Annotated in this window: 20 protein-coding genes; all 20 read left to right on the top strand. The window is 62.1% G+C overall.

Annotation, left to right across the window (positions count from 1 at the left end):
- Nucleotides 1-1,325: 1,325 nt before the first annotated feature.
- The 20 genes from Q1A59_RS06360 (at nt 1,326) to Q1A59_RS06455 (ending at nt 25,108) form a co-directional block, all read left to right on the top strand.
- Nucleotides 1,326-1,718 carry a hypothetical protein gene (locus Q1A59_RS06360; protein ID WP_298482585.1) on the top strand — a complete coding sequence of 131 codons (393 nt, stop codon included), beginning with the start codon at nt 1,326-1,328 and terminating at the stop codon, nt 1,716-1,718.
- Nucleotides 1,719-1,827: 109 nt separating this feature from the next.
- On the top strand, nt 1,828-3,375 hold the full coding sequence (locus tag Q1A59_RS06365; protein ID WP_298407976.1) for a phage tail sheath subtilisin-like domain-containing protein: 1,548 nt from the start codon (nt 1,828-1,830) through the stop codon (nt 3,373-3,375).
- A 47-nt stretch (nt 3,376-3,422) separates the two neighbouring features.
- A complete protein-coding gene (locus Q1A59_RS06370) occupies nt 3,423-3,947 on the top strand; it encodes a phage tail protein (protein WP_298407979.1) in 525 nt (174 codons plus the stop codon).
- A gap of 70 nt (nt 3,948-4,017) precedes the next feature.
- Entirely contained in the window at nt 4,018-4,716 is a 699-nt protein-coding gene (locus Q1A59_RS06375; RefSeq protein ID WP_299644424.1) for a hypothetical protein, read from the top strand.
- Nucleotides 4,694-5,542: a hypothetical protein gene (locus tag Q1A59_RS06380; RefSeq protein ID WP_299644427.1), complete on the top strand. Its 849-nt coding sequence runs from the start codon at nt 4,694-4,696 to the stop codon at nt 5,540-5,542. The genes Q1A59_RS06375 and Q1A59_RS06380 overlap by 23 nt, the downstream gene beginning before the upstream one ends.
- Entirely contained in the window at nt 5,539-6,852 is a 1,314-nt protein-coding gene (locus Q1A59_RS06385; RefSeq protein ID WP_299644430.1) for a DUF4255 domain-containing protein, read from the top strand. The genes Q1A59_RS06380 and Q1A59_RS06385 overlap by 4 nt, the downstream gene beginning before the upstream one ends.
- The gene (locus Q1A59_RS06390; RefSeq protein WP_299644432.1) at nt 6,849-8,783 is read left to right on the top strand and encodes an ATP-binding protein; all 1,935 of its coding nucleotides are present in this window, start codon (nt 6,849-6,851) and stop codon (nt 8,781-8,783) included. Before Q1A59_RS06385 ends, Q1A59_RS06390 begins: the two co-directional genes overlap by 4 nt.
- Nucleotides 8,784-8,800: 17 nt before the next feature.
- Nucleotides 8,801-9,055 carry a hypothetical protein gene (locus tag Q1A59_RS06395; RefSeq protein ID WP_298482590.1) on the top strand — a complete coding sequence of 85 codons (255 nt, stop codon included), beginning with the start codon at nt 8,801-8,803 and terminating at the stop codon, nt 9,053-9,055.
- A 134-nt stretch (nt 9,056-9,189) separates the two neighbouring features.
- Nucleotides 9,190-13,491 carry a DNA/RNA non-specific endonuclease gene (locus tag Q1A59_RS06400; protein ID WP_299644435.1) on the top strand — a complete coding sequence of 1,434 codons (4,302 nt, stop codon included), beginning with the start codon at nt 9,190-9,192 and terminating at the stop codon, nt 13,489-13,491.
- Nucleotides 13,492-13,495: 4 nt separating this feature from the next.
- Nucleotides 13,496-14,437 (top strand): DUF4157 domain-containing protein, encoded by a 942-nt coding sequence (locus Q1A59_RS06405; protein WP_298490397.1) that lies wholly within the window; start codon nt 13,496-13,498, stop codon nt 14,435-14,437.
- A gap of 17 nt (nt 14,438-14,454) precedes the next feature.
- The gene (locus Q1A59_RS06410; protein ID WP_298405754.1) at nt 14,455-15,087 is read left to right on the top strand and encodes a hypothetical protein; all 633 of its coding nucleotides are present in this window, start codon (nt 14,455-14,457) and stop codon (nt 15,085-15,087) included.
- Between the two features lie 29 nt (nt 15,088-15,116).
- Nucleotides 15,117-15,413 carry a hypothetical protein gene (locus Q1A59_RS06415; RefSeq protein ID WP_298405756.1) on the top strand — a complete coding sequence of 99 codons (297 nt, stop codon included), beginning with the start codon at nt 15,117-15,119 and terminating at the stop codon, nt 15,411-15,413.
- A 6-nt stretch (nt 15,414-15,419) separates the two neighbouring features.
- Nucleotides 15,420-16,547: a hypothetical protein gene (locus tag Q1A59_RS06420; RefSeq protein WP_298405758.1), complete on the top strand. Its 1,128-nt coding sequence runs from the start codon at nt 15,420-15,422 to the stop codon at nt 16,545-16,547.
- Nucleotides 16,544-17,029 (top strand): phage baseplate assembly protein V, encoded by a 486-nt coding sequence (locus Q1A59_RS06425; protein WP_299644440.1) that lies wholly within the window; start codon nt 16,544-16,546, stop codon nt 17,027-17,029. Before Q1A59_RS06420 ends, Q1A59_RS06425 begins: the two co-directional genes overlap by 4 nt.
- Complete coding sequence (locus tag Q1A59_RS06430) at nt 17,029-17,349, top strand: hypothetical protein (protein WP_298405762.1); 321 nt, start codon at nt 17,029-17,031, stop codon at nt 17,347-17,349. Before Q1A59_RS06425 ends, Q1A59_RS06430 begins: the two co-directional genes overlap by 1 nt.
- Nucleotides 17,349-17,699, top strand: coding sequence for a GPW/gp25 family protein (locus Q1A59_RS06435; protein WP_298482784.1), 351 nt, complete (start codon nt 17,349-17,351; stop codon nt 17,697-17,699). The genes Q1A59_RS06430 and Q1A59_RS06435 overlap by 1 nt, the downstream gene beginning before the upstream one ends.
- A gap of 113 nt (nt 17,700-17,812) precedes the next feature.
- Nucleotides 17,813-20,314 (top strand): putative baseplate assembly protein, encoded by a 2,502-nt coding sequence (locus Q1A59_RS06440; RefSeq protein WP_298482786.1) that lies wholly within the window; start codon nt 17,813-17,815, stop codon nt 20,312-20,314.
- On the top strand, nt 20,311-21,999 hold the full coding sequence (locus Q1A59_RS06445; RefSeq protein WP_299644445.1) for a hypothetical protein: 1,689 nt from the start codon (nt 20,311-20,313) through the stop codon (nt 21,997-21,999). The genes Q1A59_RS06440 and Q1A59_RS06445 overlap by 4 nt, the downstream gene beginning before the upstream one ends.
- Nucleotides 21,929-22,846 carry a putative baseplate assembly protein gene (locus tag Q1A59_RS06450; RefSeq protein WP_299644448.1) on the top strand — a complete coding sequence of 306 codons (918 nt, stop codon included), beginning with the start codon at nt 21,929-21,931 and terminating at the stop codon, nt 22,844-22,846. The genes Q1A59_RS06445 and Q1A59_RS06450 overlap by 71 nt, the downstream gene beginning before the upstream one ends.
- Before the next feature lie 93 nt (nt 22,847-22,939).
- Complete coding sequence (locus Q1A59_RS06455; protein ID WP_299644451.1) at nt 22,940-25,108, top strand: phage tail protein; 2,169 nt, start codon at nt 22,940-22,942, stop codon at nt 25,106-25,108.
- Nucleotides 25,109-25,157: the final 49 nt, after the last annotated feature.

Below are 25,157 nucleotides of genomic sequence, written 5' to 3' on the forward strand. Positions count from 1 at the left end.
TCTTACCACATTTTGTCCATTCGCTGCACAGTAATACTGGGTAAAAAAGTACAAATTTGGTTGGATAGAGCGTCTGATTTGATAACAAACGATTGTGATGAAACGCACAAATTTTGAATAAAATTGTGGTTTTTGTCACAAAATCGCTAGGGTAAAGGTTCCATTTTCAACTGTCGGGTGGTGAATAACTGTTGGGCAGGTGGGGTGGGTGGGGTGTTGAGCGGTCACAGCTCTGCTGTCATTGCGAGCGTGTGCTCCTCTGCTGTCGTTGCGAGCGTGCGGGCAGTGTGTATGATCTAGAACAGTCGTTTACTGCTGGGCTAGGAACTCAGCCCTTCAGGGGTGGGCTATGCTTGCGAGGCCCGCTGTGCGGGTTGATGGCCCTCTTCCCCCCGTTCCTTCTCCCACCTTACGGCAGGAGAAGGGGAGCCGTGCTGGGTAAACGGGACAGGCATCGCTCACACGGAATGCAATAGCCTCCCTCTCCGTAACGTTGAGGGACGAGCGGAACATTCGGTTAAGTACAACCGTTTCCTGCTAGATGCCTCAAAACCCGGCACCACGCTCCCCTTGCCCGCGCCAGTGGGAGAAGGGCTAAGGGTGAGCGTGAGCCGGCGCATCTCAAGGCCGTCAACCTCATCTCCGCTTATACGTTCTGTCCGCCCTTGAACCCGCGAGGGGCGGGAGGCACATCGCCTCTCTGTCCGCAGGGAGCGGGTCGGGCGAGCGGGTGGTGTGGCTCGGCTTCATAGTGAGGAGGGGCGGAGCACCTGCGTTGGGCATAGCCCCCGCCTCAGTCCTCCCCCAGCGGGAGAGGGAGGCACAGATCTACGCTGACCACGGGGCGCGAGGAGTGACGAGGCCCGGCTTTGTGGCGAGGGACGCTCCCCTGCTGTCGTTGCGAGGGCGGGTAACGTCCACCGCAATCTCCCGCTTCAGCGGGAAGGATGCCTGAGCGCATTGCTCTCGCATTCGGAGGAGATACCGTCGCCGCACGGAATATGGCAGCGCGATGCCCCTACGTGACGCGCAATGATATCACGATGTTGGCGGCAAAAAGGGCGCTGAGGTTGCGTTCTTTGAAATAAGGCGCATGCCGTTACATTTGATAGGTTGATATTATTTATGTCTTGACAGCATACATATAATGTAAGAGCGATCTAGACGCCGAGAAATTTCGCTATTGGCAATCCTCTCTCACTACCTCCCTCACTCACCCTTTTCTCGGTCATACTCCAGCCTAGTTGATATCCGCCTGATACTTTCAGGCAGTGCCCGCCGATGCCTTGTTGTCCGCCGTGACGTGTGTGCGAGGAGGGTTGCATATGCCGGAAAGTATTCAGTGGACGCTGAGCGTGGCTGTGGCCGGGGGGCCGCGGAAGACTGAATCTCAGACGCTGCCGGTTGATGTCTATCTGAAGGGCCAAGTGCAGATTGCAGCGGCTAGCGGCTCCACGCCGGGCCAAGCCAATTTTGTCGCGCCGTCGGGCGGCGGGACGGTGCGCTTTGTCTTGATTTCGGCGAGCCGGTATGACGCCACGCCACCATTGACCTATACCGTCGATGGCGGTAGTGCAATCACGCTCGATGGCCCGCATCTGTTGATCGGCGCCGGGGCAGTGGCGTTGCTAGGTGCGGCTCATCTCGATGTTGTCTTTTCCAATCCAACGACGCAGCCGGTTACGGTTGAGGTGCTGATCGGGCGTGATGCAGCGTAAGCTGCCACTGCCAACGGCGGCATGATGCGTCCTCACAAGCAGGTGACGCCGCCATCATCACATGGTGGCGAACGAGCGAGCGTTTCGGGCTATCGCAAGGAGCAACAGTATGCCGGTCACTTTGTCGTATCCGGGTGTCTACATTGAGGAAGTGCCAAGCGGTGTGCGCACAATCACCGGGGTGGCGACGTCGATTACCGCTTTTGTCGGGCGGGCGCGGCGCGGGCCGGTGAATGATCCGGTGCGGATCCAAAATTTTGGTGATTACGAGCGGCTCTTTGGCGGGTTATGGGAAGCGAGCACGATGAGTTATGCGGTGCAGCATTTCTTTCTCAACGGCGGCACCGATGCACTCATTGTGCGCCTCATTAATGGCGCGACTGCGGCTCGCTTCAATCTGTCGCCCGCGAGCGGAACCGATAATCTAACGCTGGATGCGAGCAACGAAGGCGCATGGGGCAATAATCTGCGGATCAGCATTGATCACGCGACTCGCGAACCATTGCAACTCGATGAGTTTAACTTGATGGTTGTCGAGATTATTCCGGGGACGAACCCAGTGCAGGCGGCGCGGCGCGAGACGTTTCGCAATGTGTCGATCGATCCGACTGCGTCGCGCTATGTAGGGACGGTGCTAGCGCAAGAGTCGCTGCTGCTGCGCATCCCCGATCCGCATCCCGGTGCCTTTCCGACGGTGCGGCCAGCGGTCGTGGCCGATGTTCTGCCGGCGGCGAATGGTACTGATGGAAGTGTGTTGAGTCACACTCAGTATTTGGGCGATTTTGATGCCAAGACCGGCATGTATGCCTTGCGCAAAGCCGATCTCTTTAATCTGCTCTGTATTCCGCCGGTTACCCGCGAGAATGATGTGAGCGAGGCGGTATGGACGGCGGCGCTGCGTTTTTGCCGCGACGAGCGGGCGTTTCTGATTGTTGATGCGCCATCGAGTTGGCGGAGCATCGCCACTGCGGTGGGAGGGATCGGCACATTTAGCGCGGCAGTGGCGCGTGATGATCACGCGGCGATCTATTTTCCACGGGTACGCATTCCTGATCCGTTGCGCGAGAACCGGCTGGAAGAGTTTGCGCCGTGTGGCGCGGTGGCCGGTATCTTTGCCCGCACCGACGCTCAGCGCGGGGTGTGGAAGGCGCCGGCAGGGCAGGACGCAACGCTGTTTGGCGTGCGGGCGTTGGCGGTGAACTTGACCGATGGCGAACAGGGCCAACTCAACCCGCTTGGTGTCAATTGTCTGCGCACTTTCCCGGTGAGCGGCAATGTGGTCTGGGGGGCGCGTACCTATCGTGGAGCCGATCAGTTGGCTTCGGAATGGAAGTACATCCCGGTACGCCGGTTGGCGCTGTTTATCGAAGAGACGCTCTACCGGAGCCTGCAATGGGTGGTCTTTGAGCCGAACGATGAGCCGCTTTGGGCGCAGATCAGGCTGAACGTGGGCGCGTTTATGCAGACCCTCTTCCGGCAAGGCGCGTTTCAGGGCCGTTCACCGCGCGAAGCCTATCTGGTGAAGTGCGACCGTGAGACAACAACCCAGACCGACATCAATATGGGTGTGGTCAACATTGTCGTCGGCTTTGCGCCGCTCAAGCCGGCTGAGTTTGTGATTATCAAGATTCAGCAGTTGGCCGGGCAGGTGGAGTAAGGACAGAGGGGACGTAATTTGTTGCGCCCAGACGAGGGAGATAGGGTATGGCTCAGTTTAGCGTGAATGCGCAGCGGTTCGATCCGTACAAGAACTTTAAGTTCCGGATCAAGTGGGATGGCCGGTATGTGGCTGGGGTTAGCAAGGTGTCGGCGTTGAAGCGCACCACTGAGGTGGTCGAGCATCGCGAAGGAGGCGATTCGAGCAGCATTCGCAAGTCGCCGGGGCGGATCAAATTCGAGCCAATTACGCTCGAGCGGGGCGTGACGCACGATACCGAGTTCGAGAAGTGGGCGAATAAGGTTTGGAATTACGGTTCTGGACTGGGGGCCGAAGTCTCGCTGAAGGATTTTCGCAAAGACATCATTATCGAGGTCTATAACGAAGCTGGCCAGTTGGCGATTGCCTATAAAGTGTACCGCTGTTGGGTATCGGAGTATCAGGCGCTGCCTGAACTCGACGCCAATGCCAATGCAGTCGCGATCCAGAGCATCAAATTGGAGAACGAGGGTTGGGAGCGCGATTACGATATTGGCGAGCCAGACGAGCCAAGCTTCACCGAGCCGCAGTGAGGCGGGGAATTGGCACGCTGATTCAGCGCCCAACGCCGCGCTTGGCACTGTTGTGTTCACGAGGTGAGCGATGGCCATTTCCGCAGCGATGTTGCTCGATATTTGGGAGGCAGGCGCGGCGCAACCGCCGCTGGTGCGGGCACTGGCGCTGTTAGCGCCGTTGTTCCCAGAGACAGCCGTCGCTGAGTTGCCGGTAGGCGCGCGCGATGCGCTGCTGTTGTTGGTGCGGGAATGGCTGTTTGGGGTGCAGATGGAGTGTGTTGCAATGTGCCCGGCCTGCACGACCCGGTTAGAGTTTACGTTAGCGACGACGGCTTTGCGCGCGTTAGCGCCGACGACAGCAGTGCAATCACTTGACGTTGGCGGCCAACAACTCGCCGTTCGCCTGCCGGCTAGCGCCGATCTGCTGGCGTTGCCACCCGGCCCGGCTGCAACCCGCCGCTTGATTGAACGCTGTTTGATCGATGCGCCGGCTGTGCTGTCTGATGAGGTATTGGCGGCAGCGGCAACCGCGATGGCGGCGGCTGACCCGCTGCTCGATCTGCAGATCGAGTTGGCTTGCCCTGATTGTGGCCACACGTGGGCCACGCCGTTCGATATAGCGGGATTTGTCTGGCAAGAACTAGATTGGTGGGCGCGACAGTTGTTACGTGATGTCCATACGCTGGCGCGGGCGTATGGGTGGCATGAGCGCGAGATTCTGGCGCTAAGCCCGCAACGGCGCGCGTTGTATTTGCAATTGGTGAATGATGAACGATCCGCTAGCTAATCTGTTGGCGCGCAGTTTCGGCGAGCACCTAGCCGGTGCGGTGCAACCGCGCCTGCCGGCCCGGTTCGAGCCGGTTGCGCCACTTAGTGGCGAGGTGACGCCAGTGCGGGTGGATGATCGGGCTGTACCGGGATCACCGTCGGCGGTGCAGCGGGTGGAGTCATCACCTGCGTCACCCGCCAGCGCGATCGTGCCGGTTGAACGCCGGGAGGCGCCGCCGTTGCCGGTAGCTCCGCCGCCGGCATGGGGGCAACCGCCAATTATCGGCAGCGAGATGCGGTCTATCCCTACGTCGTACTCTGATGCGCCAGCGCCTAGCTCGCCGGATCGTGGCCCTAGCGAAGCGAACGGCGAGCGCACTGCGCCGGCAGGTATAGCACGTTTCGTCGATTTGCGCGGGTTGCCGGAGCCGACCAGCGTCGTTGATCAGCTACGGTTGCCGGAGGTTGCCGCTGTACTGCCTGCGATGCCGCCAGCGCCTGCCATTTCGTTCCAGCCGGCCAGCGCTCCAGATACGCCGCGCGAACCACCGGTAGCGCCGGCCACCCGGCACCCTGTTGCGCCGACGCCGGTTATAGCGCGTAAACCGGTAGCGCCAACCCATCCGCCGCGCATCACCGTGACAATTGGGCGGGTGGAGGTGCGTGCCGTACCAACGCCATCGTCGCCGTCACGCTCACGACTGCAACCACACGTACCAGTTCGTATTGCGGTATGGCCATTCCGTCCAACGCCATCGTCGCCGTCACGCTCACGACTGCAACCGCCGACCCCGAAGCTCAGCCTTGACGAATATCTGCGCCGGCGTGAGGGAGGAACGCGATGAGCAACGCGCTCGCGATTGCCGCAGTCACTGCTGTTTTGCGTGATCTGTTGCAAGACGGTCTGATCGATCACGACCTCACCGGCGCGCTCGGTGATGTGACGGTGAGTGTTGTGGCGCCGGCGCAGGCCCTCGCCGCCTTCACCCCCAACAGCGGCCAACTCAACCTCTTTCTCTACCACCTGAGCTACAACCCCGGCTGGCGCAACCACGGTTTACCGTCGCGTTCGGGGCGCGGCGATTTGATCAGCGATCCGCCGTTAGCACTCGATCTGCACTATTTGTTGACCGCCTACACCGACCAAGACTATCTGGCTGAACTGTTGCTGGGCTATGCGATGCAGCTCTTGCACGAGACGCCAGCGCTAGCCCGCGATGCCATCCGCATTGCGCTCGCCCCGCCTGCGCCGGTCAGCGGCGTTGCCTTGCCGGGATCGGCTCGCGCCAGTCTGGTAGCATCTGATTTGGCCGATCAAATCGAACAGATCAAAATCACTCCCGAACCGCTGAGCCTCGAACAGGTCTCGCAAATCTGGTCAAGCGTGCAATCGCCGTACCGTCCCACCGTGGCCTATCAAGCATCGGTGGTCTTGATCGAAAGTCGGCGACCAACTAGGCAGGCGCTGCCGGTGCGCCGGCGCAATCTGTATGTGCTGCCTTTCCGCCAGCCGCGTATCACCCAACTTGGCGCGCAAGCCACCGCAACCGATCCGGTGAGCTTCCAGCAGCCGATCTTGCCCGGTTACCGACTGGTGATCCGTGGCCAACAGTTACGCGGTGAAGATGTCGTGATCCGGATTGGCGAGACTGAAGTGGCGCTACTGCCGGCTCAGATGACTGATACCCAGATCATCGTCGCGTTGCCGGCGAGCTTACGGGCCGGCGTACAGGCGGTGCAGGTCGTTCACCGGTTGCAACTCGGCACGCCACCCACCCCGCACCGTGGGGGCGAATCGAATGTGGCGGCGTTCATCTTGTCCCCTATGATTAGCGCTACCGCCGGCCCACGTGATGGCGACGGCAATGTCACGCTCACCCTCACCCTCACGCCGCCGGTGGGCAAACAGCAGCGGGTGACGCTCTTGCTCGACGAAACATCGCCGCCGGCCAATCGGCCACCGCGCTCGTTCGCGTTGCCGCTGCCGGCGCGCGTGCCTGCGCTTCCACCCAACGATACTGATGCGACGCTCACGATCACGACAGACATTGTGCTGGCGGGCACCTATTTGGTACGGGTGCAGGTAGATGGGGCAGAGAGTCAACTTGACGTAAGCGGAAGCGGATTTAGCGGGCCAACGGTGGTCATCCCATGAGCACGGCCACGGCAATCGATTGGGTGACAGCCAACCAGCGCTACCTCAATGCAGCGCTCGACGTGACGAAGCAGCGGCTGGTCGGGAAGGGCAATGAGGCACGGTTGCGTGCAGCCGAACAGGCATTGGCGGCAGCCCGCGTTGCTATGCCCGCGCTGCCGGCGCTTGAGCAGCTGCGCATCATCTTTGGCTTGACCGAGTTCGAGACCGAACTGCTGCTGTTCTGCGCGGCTGTGGAACTCGATAGTAGCGTGGCGGCGCTCTGTACGGCGGCGCAGGGTGATCCGCAGCGTTACCGTCCGACCATCGGGCTGGCGCTGGCAGTGTTACCCGCTGCTCACTGGAGCGCGGTAACGCCGACTGCGCCGTTGCGCCACTGGCGGTTGATCGAGGTGGCCGAGGGTGAGCCGCTCGCGACTGCGCCGTTACGGATTGACGAGCGAGTATTGCACTACCTGCTCGGTGTGGCGACGCTCGACCGGCGCCTGCAGCCGCTGGTACGTCTGCTAGAACCGGCAGCGGCGCTGCCGGCCTCGCATCGGCAACTCGTGGAACGGATTGCAACCCTGTGGGAAGAGCAACCTGCACCGCCGCCGGTGCAGATCTGCGGCAGCGATTCGTTCAGCCGGCAGGCGATTGCCGCAGCGACAGGCGAGCGACTGGGGCGGGTAGTGTATCTGTTGCGGGCCGAGGATGTGCCTGCCGGCCCTGCCGAGCAAGAGTTGTTGGCCCGCCTGTGGGAACGGGAAGCGGCGCTGAGCGGCGCGCTGGCGCTGATTGCAGTGGACGATGGCGAAACGTCGCGGGCGTGGCTTGGCTGGCTGGAACGGGTACAGGGCATGGTGTTGTTGGCGAGCGCCGATCCGTTGCCGTCCGGCGATCGGCTGATTGTACGGTTTGATGTACCACAACCCGATCGAACCGAGCAACGATCGCTCTGGCAACAGATACTGGGTGAACGAGGTCTAGCTCTCAACGGCCAACTCGAACCGCTGCTGGAGCAGTTTACCCTCAATGCTAACGCCATTCGCGCTGCCGGATTAGCGGTCTCTACTGATCAGGCTGCTGATTGGTGGGGAGCCTGCCGCGCGCAGGCCCGTCTCCGTCTCGATGGGTTGGCACAGCGGATCGAGACGGTGGTGAGTTGGGACGATCTCGTATTACCGGACGAGCACATCGCAACGCTGCGCCAGATGGTAGCGCATGTGCGCCAGCGGGATCGGGTGTACGAGCAGTGGGGCTTTGGCCTGCGCGGTGAACGCGGGTTGGGGATTAGCGCGCTCTTTGCCGGGCCGAGCGGCACCGGCAAGACGTTAGCTGCCGAGGTGTTAGCCAACGAACTGCGGCTCGATCTCTATCGCATTGACCTTAGTGCAGTGGTGAGTAAGTATATCGGCGAAACCGAAAAGAATCTGCGCCGCATCTTCGATGCTGCCGAAGGCGGGGGCGCGATTCTGCTGTTCGACGAAGCCGATGCGCTGTTTGGCCGCCGCAGCGAAGTGAGAGACAGTCACGATCGGTACGCTAACCTTGAAGTGAGCTACCTCTTGCAGCGGATGGAGGCGTACCGCGGCTTGGCCATTCTTACCACCAACATGAAGCAAGCGATTGATACCGCGTTCTTGCGCCGAATTCGTTTTATCGTGAACTTCCCATTTCCCGACGCAGCGCAACGCCGGCGCATCTGGCAGCGGGTCTTTCCGCCCGCTACACCGCTGGCCGAGCTGGATTGGGCGCGGCTAGCGCAACTGAATCTAGCTGGTGGCAACATTCGCGGCATCGCCTTGAATGCCGCTTTTCTGGCCGCTGATGCCGGCGAATCGGTGACGATGCGCCATCTCTTGAGCGCGGCGCACAGCGAATACGCCAAATTAGACAAACCGCTGACCGAGACGGAATTGCGCGGGTGGGGGGGATTGACGCACGGATAGGCCGGAAAGGGTGGGCAATGTCGGTTGAGATTGAGATTCAGATAGATGAAATAGCCCTGATCGGCTTTGAGCCGCTCAACCGCGAGCGTGTCAAAGCGGCGTTGGTTGCCGAGTTGAGCCGGTTGCTGACGGAAGAGGGCATGCCGGAGGGCCTGAATAGCGATCGGATCGTCGCGACGCTTAACGGCGGCGCGTTTCGGTTAGCGCCGGGGATGCGGCCTGAGCAGATCGGCCAGCAGATCGCACTGGTACTCTATCGGGGGTGGTGGTAGATGGCGTGGGGAAGTGTCGGTTGACATGAGCGGGGTGCGGAGGGCATCTGAACGGTCGCACCACATCGCCCTTGAACATCGACCGGTTGCGAGCCAGAGAGGCTACCATCCCAACCTCTGTGAACAAAACAGCTATGATCAAAATTGCCATACGCAAACCAACCCGCGCCCCTGCACCGGCCCGCGCTGCCGATGTTCCGGCCTTGCTAGCGCAGGCCGCCGCGCAACCGGCGGTCGCGCTACCCTACCGGGCTACTCTTGAGGCGCGGTTTAGCCGTCGGCTCGACCAGATTGCTGTCTATGCCGGGCCGCTGGCGCAAGCGGCGCTGACCTTCTTGCACGCCGAGGCGCTCACCCATCAGGGGGCCATCTTCCTCGCTGATCCACACCCGCCACTGGAGGTGGTTGCCCACGAGGTGGTGCATGTGTTGCAGATGAGGAGTGGAGCATTAGACGCCAGCCCGCAACCCGGTGAAGCAGCGATTGGGGGTGCGGGAACGGGGTGGTCAGAAGATGGCGCTGTTCAGCACGAGGCGCCAATTGTCCCCGCCACCGCACCCGCCGAGCACGAGGCGACGCTGCTGACTGCACAGGCGCAGCGCGTGACTGCTACCCCGCTCGTGCCGCCCTTGGTCGTGACCACGACTTTACCGCCGGCAGCGGTAGCCTTGCGCCGCGCTGCGACCCCGGCCCCGCCCACCAACGAACCGGCGGCTGAGACCTTCCGTCGCACCGCCGAACGCAAGCACCGCCCAGCGGCGCCAGCGCCCGAAACTCCGCGACCGGTGTCAGCTCTGTCGCCAGTTCCATCCACGGTGCCACCAGCCATCGAACCAGATCAACCGCCGTGCGAGCTGCCGCCACCATCAGCGCCCGGCGTGAGCGAAGCAGATGTCGCGGCCCGCGAGGCTGAGCAGGCGCAGGCCGCAGCGGCGCTGGCTGCTGCTGAAGGGCCGGAAACCTTGATGGTAGCCTTTGCCGCTGCGCCGCCGACGATAAAGGCTCAACACGCTGCAACATTGGGCAGCGAGACCAACCGGCTGGCAAAAGAAGAACAAGCCGCGTTTAGCGCCGAACTGCCCGATCTGCATGCCGAACTCAACACGCAGGTCGAAACCCCGCCGCCGCTGGCCGTTGCCCCGCCAGATGCCCGCCCGCTCGACCTAGATGTTGAAGGAGCAGTGCCGCGGGTTGAACTGCCGCCAACGCCCGATCCCGGTCGCTACACTGCCAACGACCGCGTCACTGCCGATGTGTCGCGGCTGCTGAGCGGCGAGGCCGATGATCGCGCCGCCAGCCTTGCCACGCAACTGCGCGCAGTGCAAACCAGCGATGCCAGTGTTGCGACCTCACCCGGGGCACTGCCGCGCGTGCCGTTAACCGAGGGGGCCGACCCGGCGCAACTTGACGAACAGATCACCAAAGGGATCACGCAGTCGCGCCAGATGCGCGACGAGGCGGCGCAGGCGGTGATCAACGGGCCGGGGCCGGAACAGGCCCAACCGGTCGCACTCGATGCAGCGTACCCAGTAGGTGAACTGGCGCAGCCGGAGATCGCCGCGCCGGCAATGCCTGCCGAACCGCAGGCGTATCTTGAGCTAGACCTGCCGCCGGAGGTTCAGATCACCTTCGATCAGCAGCACCAGTCGGCAATGGAGGCGAGTCTGGCTGAAGCGCGAACGCAGGTGGATGCAGCGAGCGCCGAACGCGATCAGCAGCGGGCCGAGGCGGTGGCCGCAGCGCAAGCGCAGGCGCAAGCGCAATCGGCGCAGGCTGATGAGCAGCAACGAGCCGGCGTGATCGAAGCCCGTGCGCAGATACAGGACGCGCGGCAAGAGACGCTGGCAGCGCAGCAGGCGGCAGTGGGCGACATCGAGCAACAGGCGACTGCCGAGCGCACTGCCCACAGGCGCGAGATCGACGAGCGGGTGCGCGCCGACGAATCCCAGATCGAGCAGCACTACACAGCAGCGGAGCGTGATGCCCGCGCCGAGGTAGCCGATGGCGAGCGGGAAGCCGCAGCCGAACGGCAACGATCCGAACGCGAAGCCGCAGAGCAGAGCTGGTGGGATCGGGCGGTCAACTTCGTGCGCGATGCTTTCGCCGCCCTCACCAGAGCGATCGGTGCCATCTTCGACGCTGTGCGGCGCGCGGTCAACGCGATTCTCGATGCGGCTAAGGCGCTGGCGATGCGGATCATTGACGCCGCTGCCGCCTTTGTCAATGGCCTGATTGCCGCCTTCGGCGAATTGCTGAAAGGGCTGGTCGATACTCTCATCGGCAGCATTTTCCCCGAACTGGCAGCGCGGCTCAATGCCGCCATCGACAACGCAGTGGCCTTCGCGCAGCGTGTGGTCACCGCCGCCGCCGAGGGTCTCAAAGCCGGCATCGCCGCGCTGGTCGAAGGACTGCGCGCCGGGCTGAATGCGATCATCAACATCTATCAGGCAGCAGTGCAACTGGCGCTGGCTGCCGTGCAAGCGGCGCTCACCGGCGATTGGGCGGCGCTGGCGCGCATGGCGCTCGAAGCGGTGCTGAAGGTGGCCGGGATTGATCCCGCCACCTTCTACCAGTTCATCGGGCGAGCACAAGAGACCTTCCAGCTCATTCTCGCCGATCCGGGCAAGTTTGTCGGCCATCTGGTCGATGCCTTCCTCGATGGAGTGCGCCGCTTCGCTGATAACATCCTCACCCATCTGCAAGCTGGCATCATCGGCTGGTTAACCGGTTCGCTCGGTGGGGCGGGGATCACGTTGCCCGAGCGGTTCGACCTGATGGGGGTGCTGAGCCTGATCCAGCAGATCCTTGGGCTGACGTGGGAACGATTACGCACGCGGGCGGTGCGCCTAATCGGCGAGCGGGCCGTCGCCGTAATCGAGGTTGTCGCCGGTTACCTACGCACGCTGATCGAAGGCGGCTGGGATGCGCTCTGGCAGCGGATCCGCGATGATCTGGCCAGTCTGCGCGAAATGGTGCTCGAAGGGATCAAGCGTTTTCTGCTCGAACGGATTGTCATAGCGGCGATCACCCGTCTTGCCACAATGTTCAACCCGGTCGGCGCCATTGTCAATCTGATTTTGGCCGCTTATAACCTGTTCACGTTTTTGCGTGATCAACTGGCGCGGATCATCGAAGTGGTGCAGACGGTGGTCAACGCGATCGGCGACATTGCCCGCGGCATCATCCAACCGGCGGCACAGCGGGTCGAAGAGACGCTGGCCCGTCTGCTGCCGCTGGCGATAGATCTGCTGGCCCGCCTGCTCGGTTTGGGCAACGTGGGCAACAACGTGCGCCAGATCATCGAGCGGGTGCGCGGGATGGTTGATCGCGCCATCGACCGCCTGATCGACCGGGTGCGGAACATGTTCAGCGGGAGCGGGGCTGAGCGTCGGGCGGCAGCGGAAACTGCGCTGACGTGGGAGGTAGGAGCATTGACAGTTCCCTTCACCGCTGCCGGCCAACACCACCTCTACGTGCGTATTGTCAACCGGCGAGCAGTTATGTCGGTGGCCAGCAATGAACAAGACTTTGACCGTTTCGCTAACGATTTGGCGCAGCGGATTCAGGCGTTGCCTGATAGCCCCAACAAAACACGTCTTAGCCAGCAGCTTGCACAGGCTCGCCAACTGTCTGCCACGGTCGAAACGCAGCAGACTCAGGCAGCTAACCGCGCGGCACAGGCGCAAGGTGTTGCCGGGCCGGGTCTGCCAACAGAGCAGAATATCCAACGCCAGCTCGACCAACTCATTGCGGCGTTGTCAGGTGTGATGGTTTGGGCTAGCAGTGTGCCACGTGATTTCGCGCCGGGCCACATTCAGTACAACCCGCAAGGTGATCGGGCGCGGCGCGCGCATGGCTGGCTTGGTAAGAAAGCGCACCGTGAACCTGAAGATCAAGCCCGTGTGTCAAGGCCGCTTAATCGAGCAATTACCGATTTGCAAACCCAAGGTGTCACCATCAATGCCAGTTTTGATGCTGGTCACCTCATTGCTAGTCGCTATGGCGGCGATGGTAGTTGGCGTAACTTAGTGCCGATGGAAGCGCGGATGAATCGCAGTTGGTTTAGTGCTTTTGAAGCACGAGTGCAGACGCACGTTGATGTCGGTGAGGCGATCTACGCCGATATTAATGCTAGTTACGGCGGCAATGCGTTTGCACGTTTGATGAGCGAAACCGGGATTAGCAGTTTGACACCGTTGCAGCAACTCACTGTGGCGCCGGTCTTTGAACGCATCCCTCAAGCGATCACAGCAACGGTTGGTCGTCGTACTAGCGATGGCCGTGATCAAGTCATCTTTCAGCAGACGTTCGATCCACGCCAGCGTTTGGCTTTTACCATCGGCCAAGCGCGGCGCGAAGGGTTAGTTGGCGGTGGACAGCCGGAGAGATCGCGCGATCTCTTTATCCAACGTGATGAAGAATCTTCTAGAGGATAGGCGTATGCCCACACTTATTCACCAACTCCAATCCCACCTTGATCAACCGCTGCGAGCCAGTGTGAGTCGCGTTCCCCACTCTCTCGACCCTGCCACCCGCGCGCGCTTCGAGCCGCGTTTCGGCTATGACCTGCGCGATGTGCGCATCTATCGCGATGCTGCTTCGGCGGCGCTGGCGGCCCACCTCGGCGCAGCGGCGTATACCGTTGGCCAGCACATCCACTTCGGCGCCGGTCAGTACGCGCCGTACACCGCTGCCGGGCAACGCCTGCTGGCGCACGAACTGGCGCATGTCGTACAACAGGCCGAAGGCGCGCAGGGGCGCAGCGCCGCTGCGCTCGAAGCCGAGGCTGACCAACGGGCCACAGCCGGCGCGCCTGTGCTTGGCCCGCTGCGCCCGTTGCCCGTGCCAGCCCAACCACTGCTCCAGTGCTACCGTGTGCCCGGATCGTTGCGCTGCAACGAGGTGGTTGATTGGCTGGACGCCAATTCGCCGTATGCCCCGGAGTGGGCTGAAACCCGCTGCACCTACGCCTTCACCGGCGGTGTGCAGACCCGTAGCGAGACCCTGCGCAATGGACAAGTGCGGATAACAGCGCGCGGCATGCCTACTGCGACGGTGATGGTCGATTGCCCGATTGATCGCCCGGAATGGAACCCGACCGAACGCTCCAACCGTGCCGCTGAGGTAGCAGCGTGGAACGCGATGCGCGCCACGCTCGACGCGCACGAGGCCGAACATCGCCGGATTGGTCAACAATGGCGGGCGACGCTCGAGCAGCGCTTTCGCAGCGTGAACTTCACCGTCACCGGCAGCGATGCCGGCGATGCGATGCAACAGGCGCAGGAGCGCGTCGCCGCATTGCAACAGCAATGGCAAGCCGATGCGCAGACGGCCCAAGATGCAATCGATCCGTTTCGCGGCGCAGTGTTGCGCTGCCCGTAGTTGGCCGAGGAGACTCTATGACCACGTTTCCCCGTTCACCCCGCCTGCTCAAAGGCGCACTGGTCAGTTTCGATCTGCCCAACCCCAAGCCGGCGGTGATTGTCTTCCAATACAACCCCGATACGTTGTCGCGCACGCTCGAAGCGCAAACCGGCGGCGAGGGGGCTGATGCGCTGCGTATCAAGGGCGCACCGGTCGAGACGATCAAGCTCGATAGCGAACTCGATGCTACCGACCAGCTTGAACAAGGTGTGGCGGCCATCGGCTTGCATCCGCAACTGGCGGCGCTCGAGGTGTTGATCTATCCTAAGAGCGCGCTAGTGATCGCCAATACTGCCCTACTCAACGCCGGCACAATCGAGATTCTGCCGCCGCAAGCGCCTTTTACGCTCTTTATCTGGGGGCCAAAGCGGGTGCTGCCGGTGCGCCTGACCGAGTTCAGCATTACCGAAGAGGCGTATGATCCGCAGCTTAACCCAATCCGGGCTAAGGTGTCGCTTGGGCTGCGTGTACTGAGCTACAACGACCTGCCGGCAGCCAACCCCGGCTATCATCTCTTCCTCGCCCACCAGATCGTCAAAGAAACGATGGCGGCCATTGCCCGCACCGGCTCGCTCGACGCTGCCGGTGCCGGGGCGAAGTTGCTGTAACTGCTCACCTGCACGAAAGGGGCACTGCTGTGCTGCATCCTAATAGCCGCTACTACCGGATCGCAACCGCTACCCTCACGACTGCCGATGGTCGCCAGATTGTCTATCTGCGGCGCCGATTGTTGCCTGCCGGCGCCGCGATGCCGTTGCTGGCCGACGTCGAAGTCACCGGCGGCGACCGGCTCGACCTGATCGCAGATCGTGCGTTTGGCGACTCCGAACAGTTTTGGCGCATCTGCGACGCCAACGACGCTATGAATCCGTTTGATCTCACCGCTGAGATTGGTCAGTTGCTGCGGATAGCAGTGCCAACCTTTGAAGGGTAGAACGCAATGACCCTGCTCAGTACTCGCTTGACCATCTTGATCGGCCCGACCATTCCTGTGCCGGCGCCGCCATCGCTGCTCGCTGCACTCGCCAGCGCCGAGGTGACGCACCGCGACGAGGGGCGCTCTGGGTTTCAGATGGTCTTTCAACTTGGCCGCGAACGTGGCGATCTGCTCGATTATGCCTTGCTCGCTGGGCCGCTGTTGCGTGTCGGCAATCGGGTGGTGCTCATTGTCTGGTTTGGCGCGTTGCCGCAGGTGGTGATGGATGGTCTGATTACCAACCAGCAACTGCAACCCGGCGACCAACCCGGTTCGGCGACTCTAACCATCACCGGCGAGGATGTGAGTGTAGCGATGGATCGGGAAGAGAAGTCGGTTGAGCATCCAGCCCAATCCGAAGCGGTGATCGCGCTCAAGATTATCGCCAGCTATGCCCAGTATGGTCTCATTCCGCTGGTCATTCCGCCGCCAACCGTTGATATGCCGTTGCCAATCGAGCGCACACCGGTGCAACAGGCGACCGATCTGGCTTATCTGCGCCAAATGGCCGAACGCTTTGCTTACGTCTTCTACGTCGCTCCCGGTCCTGCGCCGCTCACTAACACTGCCTACTGGGGGCCGCCAGTGCGCATCGGGGTGCCGCAACGGGCGCTGACCGTCAATATGGGGCCGGCCACGAATGCTACTTCGATCAACTTCCAGCACGATCCGCTCACCGCGACCACGCTGGCCGGGCAGGTGCAAGATCGCACGACCGGCCAAAACATTCCGGTGCGCTCGTTCGCCAGTCTTCGCCCGCCGCTCGCCAGCCTGCCGGCGCTAGGGTCGTTTGCCCGCAGCACGATCTTTCGCGGCGCCGGCCTGAATGCGATGCAGGCGCTGGCCCAAGCGCAAGCCGCCACCGACGCCTCTAGCGATGTGCTGACCGTTGAAGGTGAACTCGATACTGCACGCTACGGCAGCCTTTTGCAGGCGCGCGGGTTGGTTGGTCTGCGCGGTGCCGGCTTTAGTTACGATGGTCTCTACTACGTCAAACAGGTGAAGCATCAAATTAGCCGTGACGGGTTCAAACAGAACTTTACCCTTACCCGTGAGGGGCTGGGTTCAACGGTACCGGTGGTGTTGCCATGAGCCAGTTTTTCGGGAAGTATCGCGGTAAAGTCGAGCATAATCTCGATCCGTTGCAACAGGGCCGCGTACAAGTAAGCGTGCCCGCCGTGCTTGGTGAGGGCCGGGCTAGTTGGGCGATGCCGTGCGTGCCCTTTGCCGGCAATGGCGTGGGTTTGTTCCTCATCCCGCCCACCGGCGCTAATGTTTGGGTTGAGTTTGAAGGCGGCGATCCCGATTATCCGATCTGGAGCGGTTGTTTCTGGGGCACCGGTGAAGCGCCGGCTGCGCCGGCAGTCGCTGAGATGAAGGTGCTCAAGACGAATACCAGCACGATCACGATCAACGAACTGCCGGGAGTTGGCGGGATTACGATAGAGACGGCGACCGGGGCCAAGATTGCGATTACCGCGACAGGTATCGAGATTAATAACGGCCAAGGCGGTTCGATCAAGCTGAGCGGGCCGCAGATTTCGCTCAACGACGGTGCGTTGGAGGTGACGTGATGGCCGGCTTTCTGCTCCACGTTGGCGCGACTATCCTTTGTGCGCATGGCGGTCAGGCCCAAGCCACTGCGCCCAATCCACGGGTGCGGGTGGGTGGCCAACCGGTGGTGACGCTCAGCGCGCCGCATACAGTTGCCGGTTGCCCTTTCACTACCGGCACGAATCCGATGCCTTGCGTAACCGCTCAATGGACGACGGGCGCGACTCGGGTGCGTGCCGGCGGGCAACCTGTGTTGTTGCAAGATAGCCAAGCTACCTGTGTGCCAAATGGCACGCCGGTCAATGTTGTGATGACCCAGATCCGGGTCAGGGGGCAATGATGCAGATCGCGTTTCCTTATGCGATTGACGGTGGCGGGCGCACGGCGCGCGCCGATGACGAGGCCCACATTCGCCAAATGATCGAACAATTGCTCTTCACTGCTCCCGGCGAGCGGGTGAACCGACCTCGTTTCGGTGCTGGTTTGCGCCAGTTGCTCTTTGCGCCGAATAGCCCCGAACTGGCCGCAGCGCTGGAGTTTTTGGTGCAAGGCGCGTTGCAAGAGTATCTCGGCGAGTTGATCCGGGTTGAGTCGGTAACGATCGAGGCCGAGGAGGCAACGTTGCGGGTGACGGTGCAGTATGTGGTGCAGCGTACTCAGCAGCGCCGGGTGGTTGAACTGGCAAGTTGAACGATGGTCACAGCGAGGGCAGCTCTCTGGCCGGGAAAAAGGCTATTCCCCCTCTCCCTGCTCTGCGAGGAGAGGGACGGGGTGAGAGCGCCACAGCATAACAGGGTAACGCTATGAGTATCCAATTCCGCTGCGCAAATCCGCGCCGGGCACAAGTGCTGAGTACTGCTGCGATCCCGCTCAACGGGATCGATCTGCTCGAAGTGCTCGACCGCGACGCTCCGGCTGGCGCGCCACCGCAACAGACGCTGCTGGTGCAGATGATCAAGTCGGCACCGTTGGGTCTCAGCGTGGCCAATGTGCAGATAACCGGCGGTGTGCGTGTCGCTGGCATTCAAGCGATCTGGGTCTTGCGCGCCGCCGATGCCGGCCCCGCCGATATTGCCGCCGGGCGTATCACCAATGCCGAGCGGACATTTTACAACGGTCTGGCTGCGGCTGATCGCACCTTAGTGGTGCGGGTCAATCAGGCCGGTGACTTTTCAGCCTACACGCTGCGCCTTGTCCGTTCGCCCACCGATCCGATCCCGCCCGCCGGCTTTGATCCCATCCTCAGCAGCATTGAGTTCTCGTTCAAGGTTGAGTGTCCGAGCGAATTTGATTGCGCTCCGGCTGTTGATTGCCCGCCAGAGAGTGATGAGTCGCCGCCAATCGATTATCTGGCCCGCGATTACGCCAGTTTGCGCCAATTGCTCTTCGACCGGCTTGCGACCGTCTCACCCGATTGGCGCGAACGCAATCCGGCCGATCTCGGCGTGGCGATTGTTGAGGGGTTGGCCTACATTGGCGATTATCTCAGCTACTATCAAGATGCAGTCGCCACTGAAGCCTACCTCGGCACAGCTCGCCGCCGGGTGTCGTTGCGCCGCCATGCGCGCCTGCTCGATTATGCGCCCCACGATGGCGCGAATGCGCGGGTGTGGGTACAGGTGCAGGTTGATGCACCGTTCACGCTGTCGGCCCGTACCCCCATGCTCACCAAGGTGGGTGGTGCGCCGCTCCGTTTGCTGCCTAACTCAACCGAACTGGCCCTTGCTCGCCAACAGCAGCCGCTCGTCTTTGAGACAATGCATCGCGCGCACCTTGATCCGGCGCTTAACCAGATCGACTTCTACCTCTGGGGCGATGAAGAGTGTTGTCTGCCTGCCGGCAGTACCCGCGCTACGCTACGCGGCGATCTCAGCGCCACGCTTCGCCCCGGCGATGTGCTGGTTTTTATCGAGCAACGCCACCCGCAAACCGGCTATCGCGCCGATGCTGATCCAACTCGCCGCTACGCTGTGCGCCTGACCCGTGTCATCGCGACGACCGATCCACTCGGCGGTCAGTTTGCCGATCCGCCATCTAACAACCCGCTAGCTGTGACCGAAATCGAGTGGATGGATGACGATGCGTTGCCTTTTATCCTCGATTTGACCGTTGTCTCTGTGCCGCCTGATGATCGTGATGAGAGTGGTGAGCTGCGCCAAGCGGCGAGCGTGGCGCTCGGTAATATTGTGCTGGCCGATCACGGCGCGACCCTCCCTGCCGAGACGTTGCCGCCGGTGGTCGATCCGCTTCGCTACCGACCCGCGTTGGCGCAAGTTGGCGTGACCTTTGCCGCGCCATTCGAGCCAGTCGATCGCACAACCCCGGCCTCACGGTTGGTGAGCTCCGCCGAACCCGGGCGGACTCTGCCCGTCGTCGCACTCACGAGTGCCTCTGGTTTGTGGCGACCCGTGCCTGATCTACTTAGCAGTAATCGCTTCCAACCCGAATTTGTCGGTGAACTTGAGAACGACGGTCGCTTGTACCTGCGCTTTGGCGACGGTCGTACTGGGCGCGCGCCGGCGGCAGGCGAGGCGTTGGCGGCGCGCTATCGGGTGGGCGGCGGGTCAGCCGGCAATATCGGCGCTGATGCGCTGGCGCACATCGTTACCAACGAGAGCGGCATTCGCGGTGTGCGGAACCCACTGCCGGCCCTCGGTGGGAGCGATCCAGAGTCGCCTGAGGCGATTCGCCAGTATGCGCCGCACGCCTTTCGCCGCCAAGAACGGGCAGTGACGCCCGCTGATTACGCAACAATGGCCGAACGCCATCCATCCGTGCAGCGCGCGGTTGCTACCCGCCGTTGGACGGGAAGCTGGTACACGATTTTTATCACCATTGACCGGCGTAGCGGCTTGCCGGTTGATGCGGCGTTTGAAACTGAGTTGCGCGCTTTCCTTGAACGTTACCGCATGGCCGGGCAAGATATCGAGATTGACGGGCCGATCTATGTGCCGCTTGATCTGGCGTTTGTTGTCTGCGTCGAGGCTGGCTATTTCGCCGCCAATGTCAAGGCTGCGCTGCTCGAACGCTTCAGTACCCGTCAGTTCTTCCATCCCGACAACTTCACCTTTGGCCAATCCCTCTACCTTAGCCACCTTATCGCCACCGCGATGGCCATTCCCGGCGTGCGCTGGATCGATACAGCGGGAACGCGGGTACGTTTCCAGCGCTGGGGGAAAATGCCGCGCGGCGAGTTGGCCAATGGCCAGCTTGACGTTGGCCAGCGCGAGATTATCCGCTGTGATAACAACCCCAACCGGCCTGAACATGGCCGGATCGAGTTCATTATGGAGGGCGGCTCATGACCAATCCCAAACCATCCCCGTGCGGTTGCGACGAGCGTGAGCCATCACCCTCGCCGCATGCCAACCCGCCCGGCCAACCTGCACTGCGCTACCGGCTCGGCGCGCACCGCTCGTTTCTGCGCCGAATGGCGGCGCGCTTATCGCAACAGGTGACCTCGACCGGCCAGCGTCCGCTCGCCGCGCTGGCTACTCGCGCCGCCGCCGATCCTTCGCTCGCCTTGCTCGACGCTGCCGCGACGCTGGCTGATGTGCTGACCTTCTATCAAGAACGGATCGCCAACGAGGGCTTTCTCCGCACCGCGACCGAACGCTTCTCAGTCTTGCAGTTGGCTCGCGCGATCGGCTACGAACTCAAACCCGGTGTAGCGGCCTCGGTCTATCTTGCTTTTACCCTCGACGATACGTCTGCCTCGCCAGCGCAGACGGTTATTCCTGCCGGTACCCAAGTCCAGAGCATCCCGGCCAAACAGGGCGAGCTGCCACAGACCTTCGAGACTAACGTCGAGTTTGTCGCACGCAAGGCGTGGAATGCGCTGCGCCCGCGCCCAACTCGGCCCCAAGACCTGAGCAAGGGGGCGACGACGCTCTATTTGGCTGGCGTCGAGACGCGCTTGCAGGTGGGTGATTATCTGCTGCTGGTTGGCGCCGAACGCGAGCGCGATCCCGGCAACGAACGTTGGGACCTGCGCCGCGTGCTGTCGGTCAAGACCTATCCTGACGCTACCGGGGGCTATACCGTCGTCACATGGGAACCCGGCCTCGGCTCGAACCGCCCGTCTATGCTGCCGGCGGCTCAGCCGCAGGCCTTTGCGTTGCGCCGCAGCGCGCGTCGCTTTGGCTTCAATGCCCCTGATTGGCGGTTGATGTCGGCAGAGGTGCAGCGAGCGTATGGTGGTGCTAGGGCGTCGAACGAGTGGCCCGGCTTTGCGATTGATGGTCGCCAACGTCAGATCGAACTCGATGCTGCCTATCCCAAGATCGTGGCGGGGAGTTGGTTGGCACTGCTTACTCCCGGCTACGCCGAACTTTACCGCGTTACTCGCAACGAGACGGTTGGCGTCGCCAATTTTGGTCTTTCTGGGCAGGTCACCCGCGTGACCGTCGATACAGATGAGAATATCGCCCGCTTTCAGCGCCGCGAGACAGTGGTGTTGGCCGAGAGCGAGCCGTTGCCGCTGGCCGAAGAGCCAATTCCCGATCCGGTCACCGGCAATCAGATCGAGATTGCCGGGGCGGTGCGAGATTTGGTCAAGGGCCAGCCGTTGATCGTTAGCGGTAAGGTTAACGAGGATGACGAACAGCCCCTCTCAGTGGTTGTCTTCATCGAGGCAGTTTACTCCAATCCCGGCTTTACCACCATCGTATTGCGCGATCAGGGGTTGGGCGCAACGCGCTTCATCCGTTCGACCACGCTAATCTACGCCAACGTCGTGGTCGCAACCCACGGCGAAACCGTGCCGCTGACCCCGATCGGCAGTGGTGATGGTAGTCAGACCCATCAACGCTTTACGCTCAAGAAGTCACTGCTTTACGCTCAAGAAGTCACTGTTGACCTTCATCTCGGCCAGTACACCGTCTGGTGTCGTCTCGACTCTCACCGTGCGCGTCAATGGTGTGGCATGGCGCGAAGTGCCGTCGCTCTATCTCGCCGGCCCTCACGACGAAGCCTACATCGTGCGCCTTAACGACGATAGTTCGGCGACCATCCAGTTCGGCGATGGTATGCATGGTGCGCGCCTGCCAACCGGCGCCGAAAATGTCACCGCGACCTATCGCTTCGGGATCGGTATGGCTAGTGAAGTGGGCGCCGGCGCGCTTGCCCTGCTCAAAACCCGCCCTCCCGGCGCGCGCAGTGTGACCAACCCGCTCGCTGCCGGCGGGGCTGCAGACCCCGAGACGCTCGATAGCGCGCGCACTAACGCGCCGCAGACGGTATCGACCCTCGATCGCATCGTCTCGTTGCAGGATTTTACCGATTTTGCTGAGGCTTTCGCCGGCATCGGCAAGGCGCAGGCGCAAGCGTTTCGCCGCAGCGAGCAACTTGTTGTCCATCTTACCGTCGCCAGCGCCAGCGGCAACCCGATTGCGCCATCCGATCCGCTTTTCGCCAGTCTGCGGAACGCGATCGATGCCGTGCGCGATCCTACGGTGACCGTCGAACTCGCCAGTTTCATCCCGCTGACCTTTCGGCTCAAGGCGACCGTTCGTCACGACGCGCGCTATCTCGCTCACGATGTGGAAGCGGCTATCGCGCAAGCCCTGTTCGCGGCCTTCTCCTTCACCCAGCGCGATTTTGCCCAACCGGTCACTGCCGCTGAAGTGATCGCCGTGATGCAGCCAGTGGCCGGGGTGATTGCTATCGATCTCGACCAACTGGCCTATGCCAGCGGGCGCACCGGTTCGCATCCCACCTTGCTGGCCGCCTCGCCAGCGCGCCCTGCGGGCCATGCCATTATCCCAGCCGAGTTGCTGCTGCTCGATCCAGCCGGAATCGAGTTGGTGATGCATGCTGTTGAGGTGGTGTCGCTATGAGTGCCGGTATTATCTGATCCGCTGGCTCAGCAGTGCCTCTCCTTCCACCCCGTGGGAGAGAGGGTCTGGGGGTGAATCCCCCAAAGGAATCCTATGAACCCATCGCCCCGCGACCGTCTGTATGAACTCCTGCCGGCCCTCTACCGCGCCCGTGATGCCGAGCGCGGCGAGCCGCTACGCGCGCTGCTTACAATCATCGGTGAGGAGTTGGCCCGGATCGAAACCGATATTGCCGATCTATACGCGGACTGGTTCATCGAGACTTGCGCCGAGTGGGTGGTTCCCTACATTGGCGATCTGCTCGGTGTGCGCCATTTGCGCCAGTTGTCTGAAGTGGTCGATTTCAGCCAGCGCGCTTATGTTGCCAATACCCTGCGCTACCGCCGCCGCAAAGGCACTGCGCCGGTGCTCAAACAGTTGGCCCGCGATGTTACCGGGTGGCCTTGCCGCGTTGTTGAGTATTTCGAGCGGCTGGCAACCACCCAGCATCTCAACCACGTGCGTCTGCATAGCCCGGCCACCGCCTCGTTGCGCAACGCGAACGCGCTCGCATTGACTGGCGGCCCGCTCGAAACCGTCAACCATACCGCTGAAGTGCGTCGGATCGCTTCTGGTCGCGGTCGCTACAACATCTCTAACGTTGGTCTGTTTGTCTGCCGACTCCAACCGTATGTTGTGCAAGGCGTCTCGCCCCAGCCGGCCAGCGATCCGCCCGATGGCCGTTACTTCTTTAGCCCGCTCGGCAACGACATTCCGCTCTTTAATCGTCCACGCACCGAAATCGAAATTACCCAGCTTGCCGTCGAACCCGATCTCCCTTTGCCATTGCGTCGCCGTGCATTGTACGACGATCTCGAAGCGGTGCGCGCCGGCATTGCCGCCGGTCATCCAGTAAAGAGCATCTATCTCGATCCTGCCCGTCCTGCCTTCCAGATCGCCGTTCCCGACGGTACCGGCCAGTTTGTCCCGATCCCCGCCGCCGAGATCCTGATCTGCGATCTCGGTGATTGGCGGCACCCGCCAACCAGCAAGACCTACGCTGGCCAGTCGCTGCCAATCCGCGTCGCGGTTGATCCGCAGCGTGGCCGGCTTGCCTTCCCCGCTGGCGTCGTGCCTTCTGATCTGATAGTCAGTTACACCTACGGCTTCTCTGCTGACATTGGTGGTGGTCCCTGTTCCCGCCGCGCAACGCTCGCCATTGCTGCTCCTAACGATCTTGCCCTCACCGTTGCCCAACGGAGCGGCGGCGATCATACCACGCTTTCCGCGGCCATTGCGGCGTGGCAAGCTTCATCTGTGACCACCGGCGTGATCACCGTACTCGACAGTGCCACCTACGCCGAAGATCTAGCGATCACCATGACCCCCGGCCGGGCGCTCGTGATTCAAGCCGCCGATGGCCGGCGTCCGCTCATCCGCCTCGCCGATCACCTGCGCGTCACCGGTAACGGCGATCGGGCGTCACTCACGCTCGATGGCTGCTGGATCGAGGGCGGGATCGATCTAGCCGCCGGTAGCCTCGAACGGTTGGTCATCCGCCATTGCACCCTCGTGCCCGGCTGGCGCCTCGACGTTACCGGTAGCCCCCAGTTTCCCAACCGGCCCAGCATCCACGCTGCCGCGCCCAATCCTGATCTGCGCCTCGAACTGGCCCGGAGCATCAGTGGCGCGGTGCATCTGGCGGAAGATTCGGACGGTCTGATGGCCAGCGATTCAATCCTCGACGCCTTCGCGCCGGCCGTACCCGCCTGCGCGGCCTCCAATGGCGAGAGGATTGGGCCACCGGCAAGTGTTATTCGCTGCACAGTGCGCGGTGAAGTCCGCGTGCGCCAGATCGATCTCATCTCTGAAAGCATCATGTTCGGTCGCGTGCTGGTTGCACGCCACCAGATCGGTTGCACCCGCTTCAGCTTCCTTGCCGCAGGCTCGCGGGTGCCGCGCCGCTTTCGCTGCCAACCCGATCTCGCCCTCGCTGCATTCGCCGCTGCTCGTAACCGGCCCATCGCTGCCCTCACCGCCGCCCAGCGCAATGCCGTGATCCTCTCAGTTACACCCTCCTGCACCAGCACCCAGTTCGGCCATCCTGCCTACATGCAACTGGCTCACTCGTGCCCCACTGCCATCACCCAAGGCACTGAAGACGGCGGTGAATTAGGTGTATTTCATCTCGTGCAACAGACCCAACGTCTCGCCAACGTGCGCCTTGCCCTTACCGAGTACCTGCGGGTGGGCCTTGAAGCCGGAGTCTTGTTCACCTCGTGACGCCAGACTGCGCCGCCATTTCAGGCTAACGATGTGAAACCGTAAAGGT

The organism is uncultured Chloroflexus sp., from assembly GCF_937951745.1.
Taxonomy (GTDB): Bacteria; Chloroflexota; Chloroflexia; order Chloroflexales; family Chloroflexaceae; genus Chloroflexus.

Excerpts from the sequence above, each read along its gene's own strand:
- Q1A59_RS06360 (WP_298482585.1), top strand. The coding sequence starts at position 1,326 with ATGCCGGAAAGTATTCAGTGGACGCTGAGCGTGGCTGTGGCCGGGGGG.
- Q1A59_RS06365 (WP_298407976.1), top strand. The coding sequence starts at position 1,828 with ATGCCGGTCACTTTGTCGTATCCGGGTGTCTACATTGAGGAAGTGCCA.
- Q1A59_RS06370 (WP_298407979.1), top strand. The coding sequence starts at position 3,423 with ATGGCTCAGTTTAGCGTGAATGCGCAGCGGTTCGATCCGTACAAGAAC.
- Q1A59_RS06375 (WP_299644424.1), top strand. The coding sequence starts at position 4,018 with ATGGCCATTTCCGCAGCGATGTTGCTCGATATTTGGGAGGCAGGCGCG.
- Q1A59_RS06380 (WP_299644427.1), top strand. The coding sequence starts at position 4,694 with ATGATGAACGATCCGCTAGCTAATCTGTTGGCGCGCAGTTTCGGCGAG.
- Q1A59_RS06385 (WP_299644430.1), top strand. The coding sequence starts at position 5,539 with ATGAGCAACGCGCTCGCGATTGCCGCAGTCACTGCTGTTTTGCGTGAT.
- Q1A59_RS06390 (WP_299644432.1), top strand. The coding sequence starts at position 6,849 with ATGAGCACGGCCACGGCAATCGATTGGGTGACAGCCAACCAGCGCTAC.
- Q1A59_RS06395 (WP_298482590.1), top strand. The coding sequence starts at position 8,801 with ATGTCGGTTGAGATTGAGATTCAGATAGATGAAATAGCCCTGATCGGC.
- Q1A59_RS06400 (WP_299644435.1), top strand. The coding sequence starts at position 9,190 with ATGATCAAAATTGCCATACGCAAACCAACCCGCGCCCCTGCACCGGCC.
- Q1A59_RS06405 (WP_298490397.1), top strand. The coding sequence starts at position 13,496 with ATGCCCACACTTATTCACCAACTCCAATCCCACCTTGATCAACCGCTG.
- Q1A59_RS06410 (WP_298405754.1), top strand. The coding sequence starts at position 14,455 with ATGACCACGTTTCCCCGTTCACCCCGCCTGCTCAAAGGCGCACTGGTC.
- Q1A59_RS06420 (WP_298405758.1), top strand. The coding sequence starts at position 15,420 with ATGACCCTGCTCAGTACTCGCTTGACCATCTTGATCGGCCCGACCATT.
- Q1A59_RS06425 (WP_299644440.1), top strand. The coding sequence starts at position 16,544 with ATGAGCCAGTTTTTCGGGAAGTATCGCGGTAAAGTCGAGCATAATCTC.
- Q1A59_RS06430 (WP_298405762.1), top strand. The coding sequence starts at position 17,029 with ATGGCCGGCTTTCTGCTCCACGTTGGCGCGACTATCCTTTGTGCGCAT.
- Q1A59_RS06435 (WP_298482784.1), top strand. The coding sequence starts at position 17,349 with ATGCAGATCGCGTTTCCTTATGCGATTGACGGTGGCGGGCGCACGGCG.
- Q1A59_RS06440 (WP_298482786.1), top strand. The coding sequence starts at position 17,813 with ATGAGTATCCAATTCCGCTGCGCAAATCCGCGCCGGGCACAAGTGCTG.
- Q1A59_RS06445 (WP_299644445.1), top strand. The coding sequence starts at position 20,311 with ATGACCAATCCCAAACCATCCCCGTGCGGTTGCGACGAGCGTGAGCCA.
- Q1A59_RS06455 (WP_299644451.1), top strand. The coding sequence starts at position 22,940 with ATGAACCCATCGCCCCGCGACCGTCTGTATGAACTCCTGCCGGCCCTC.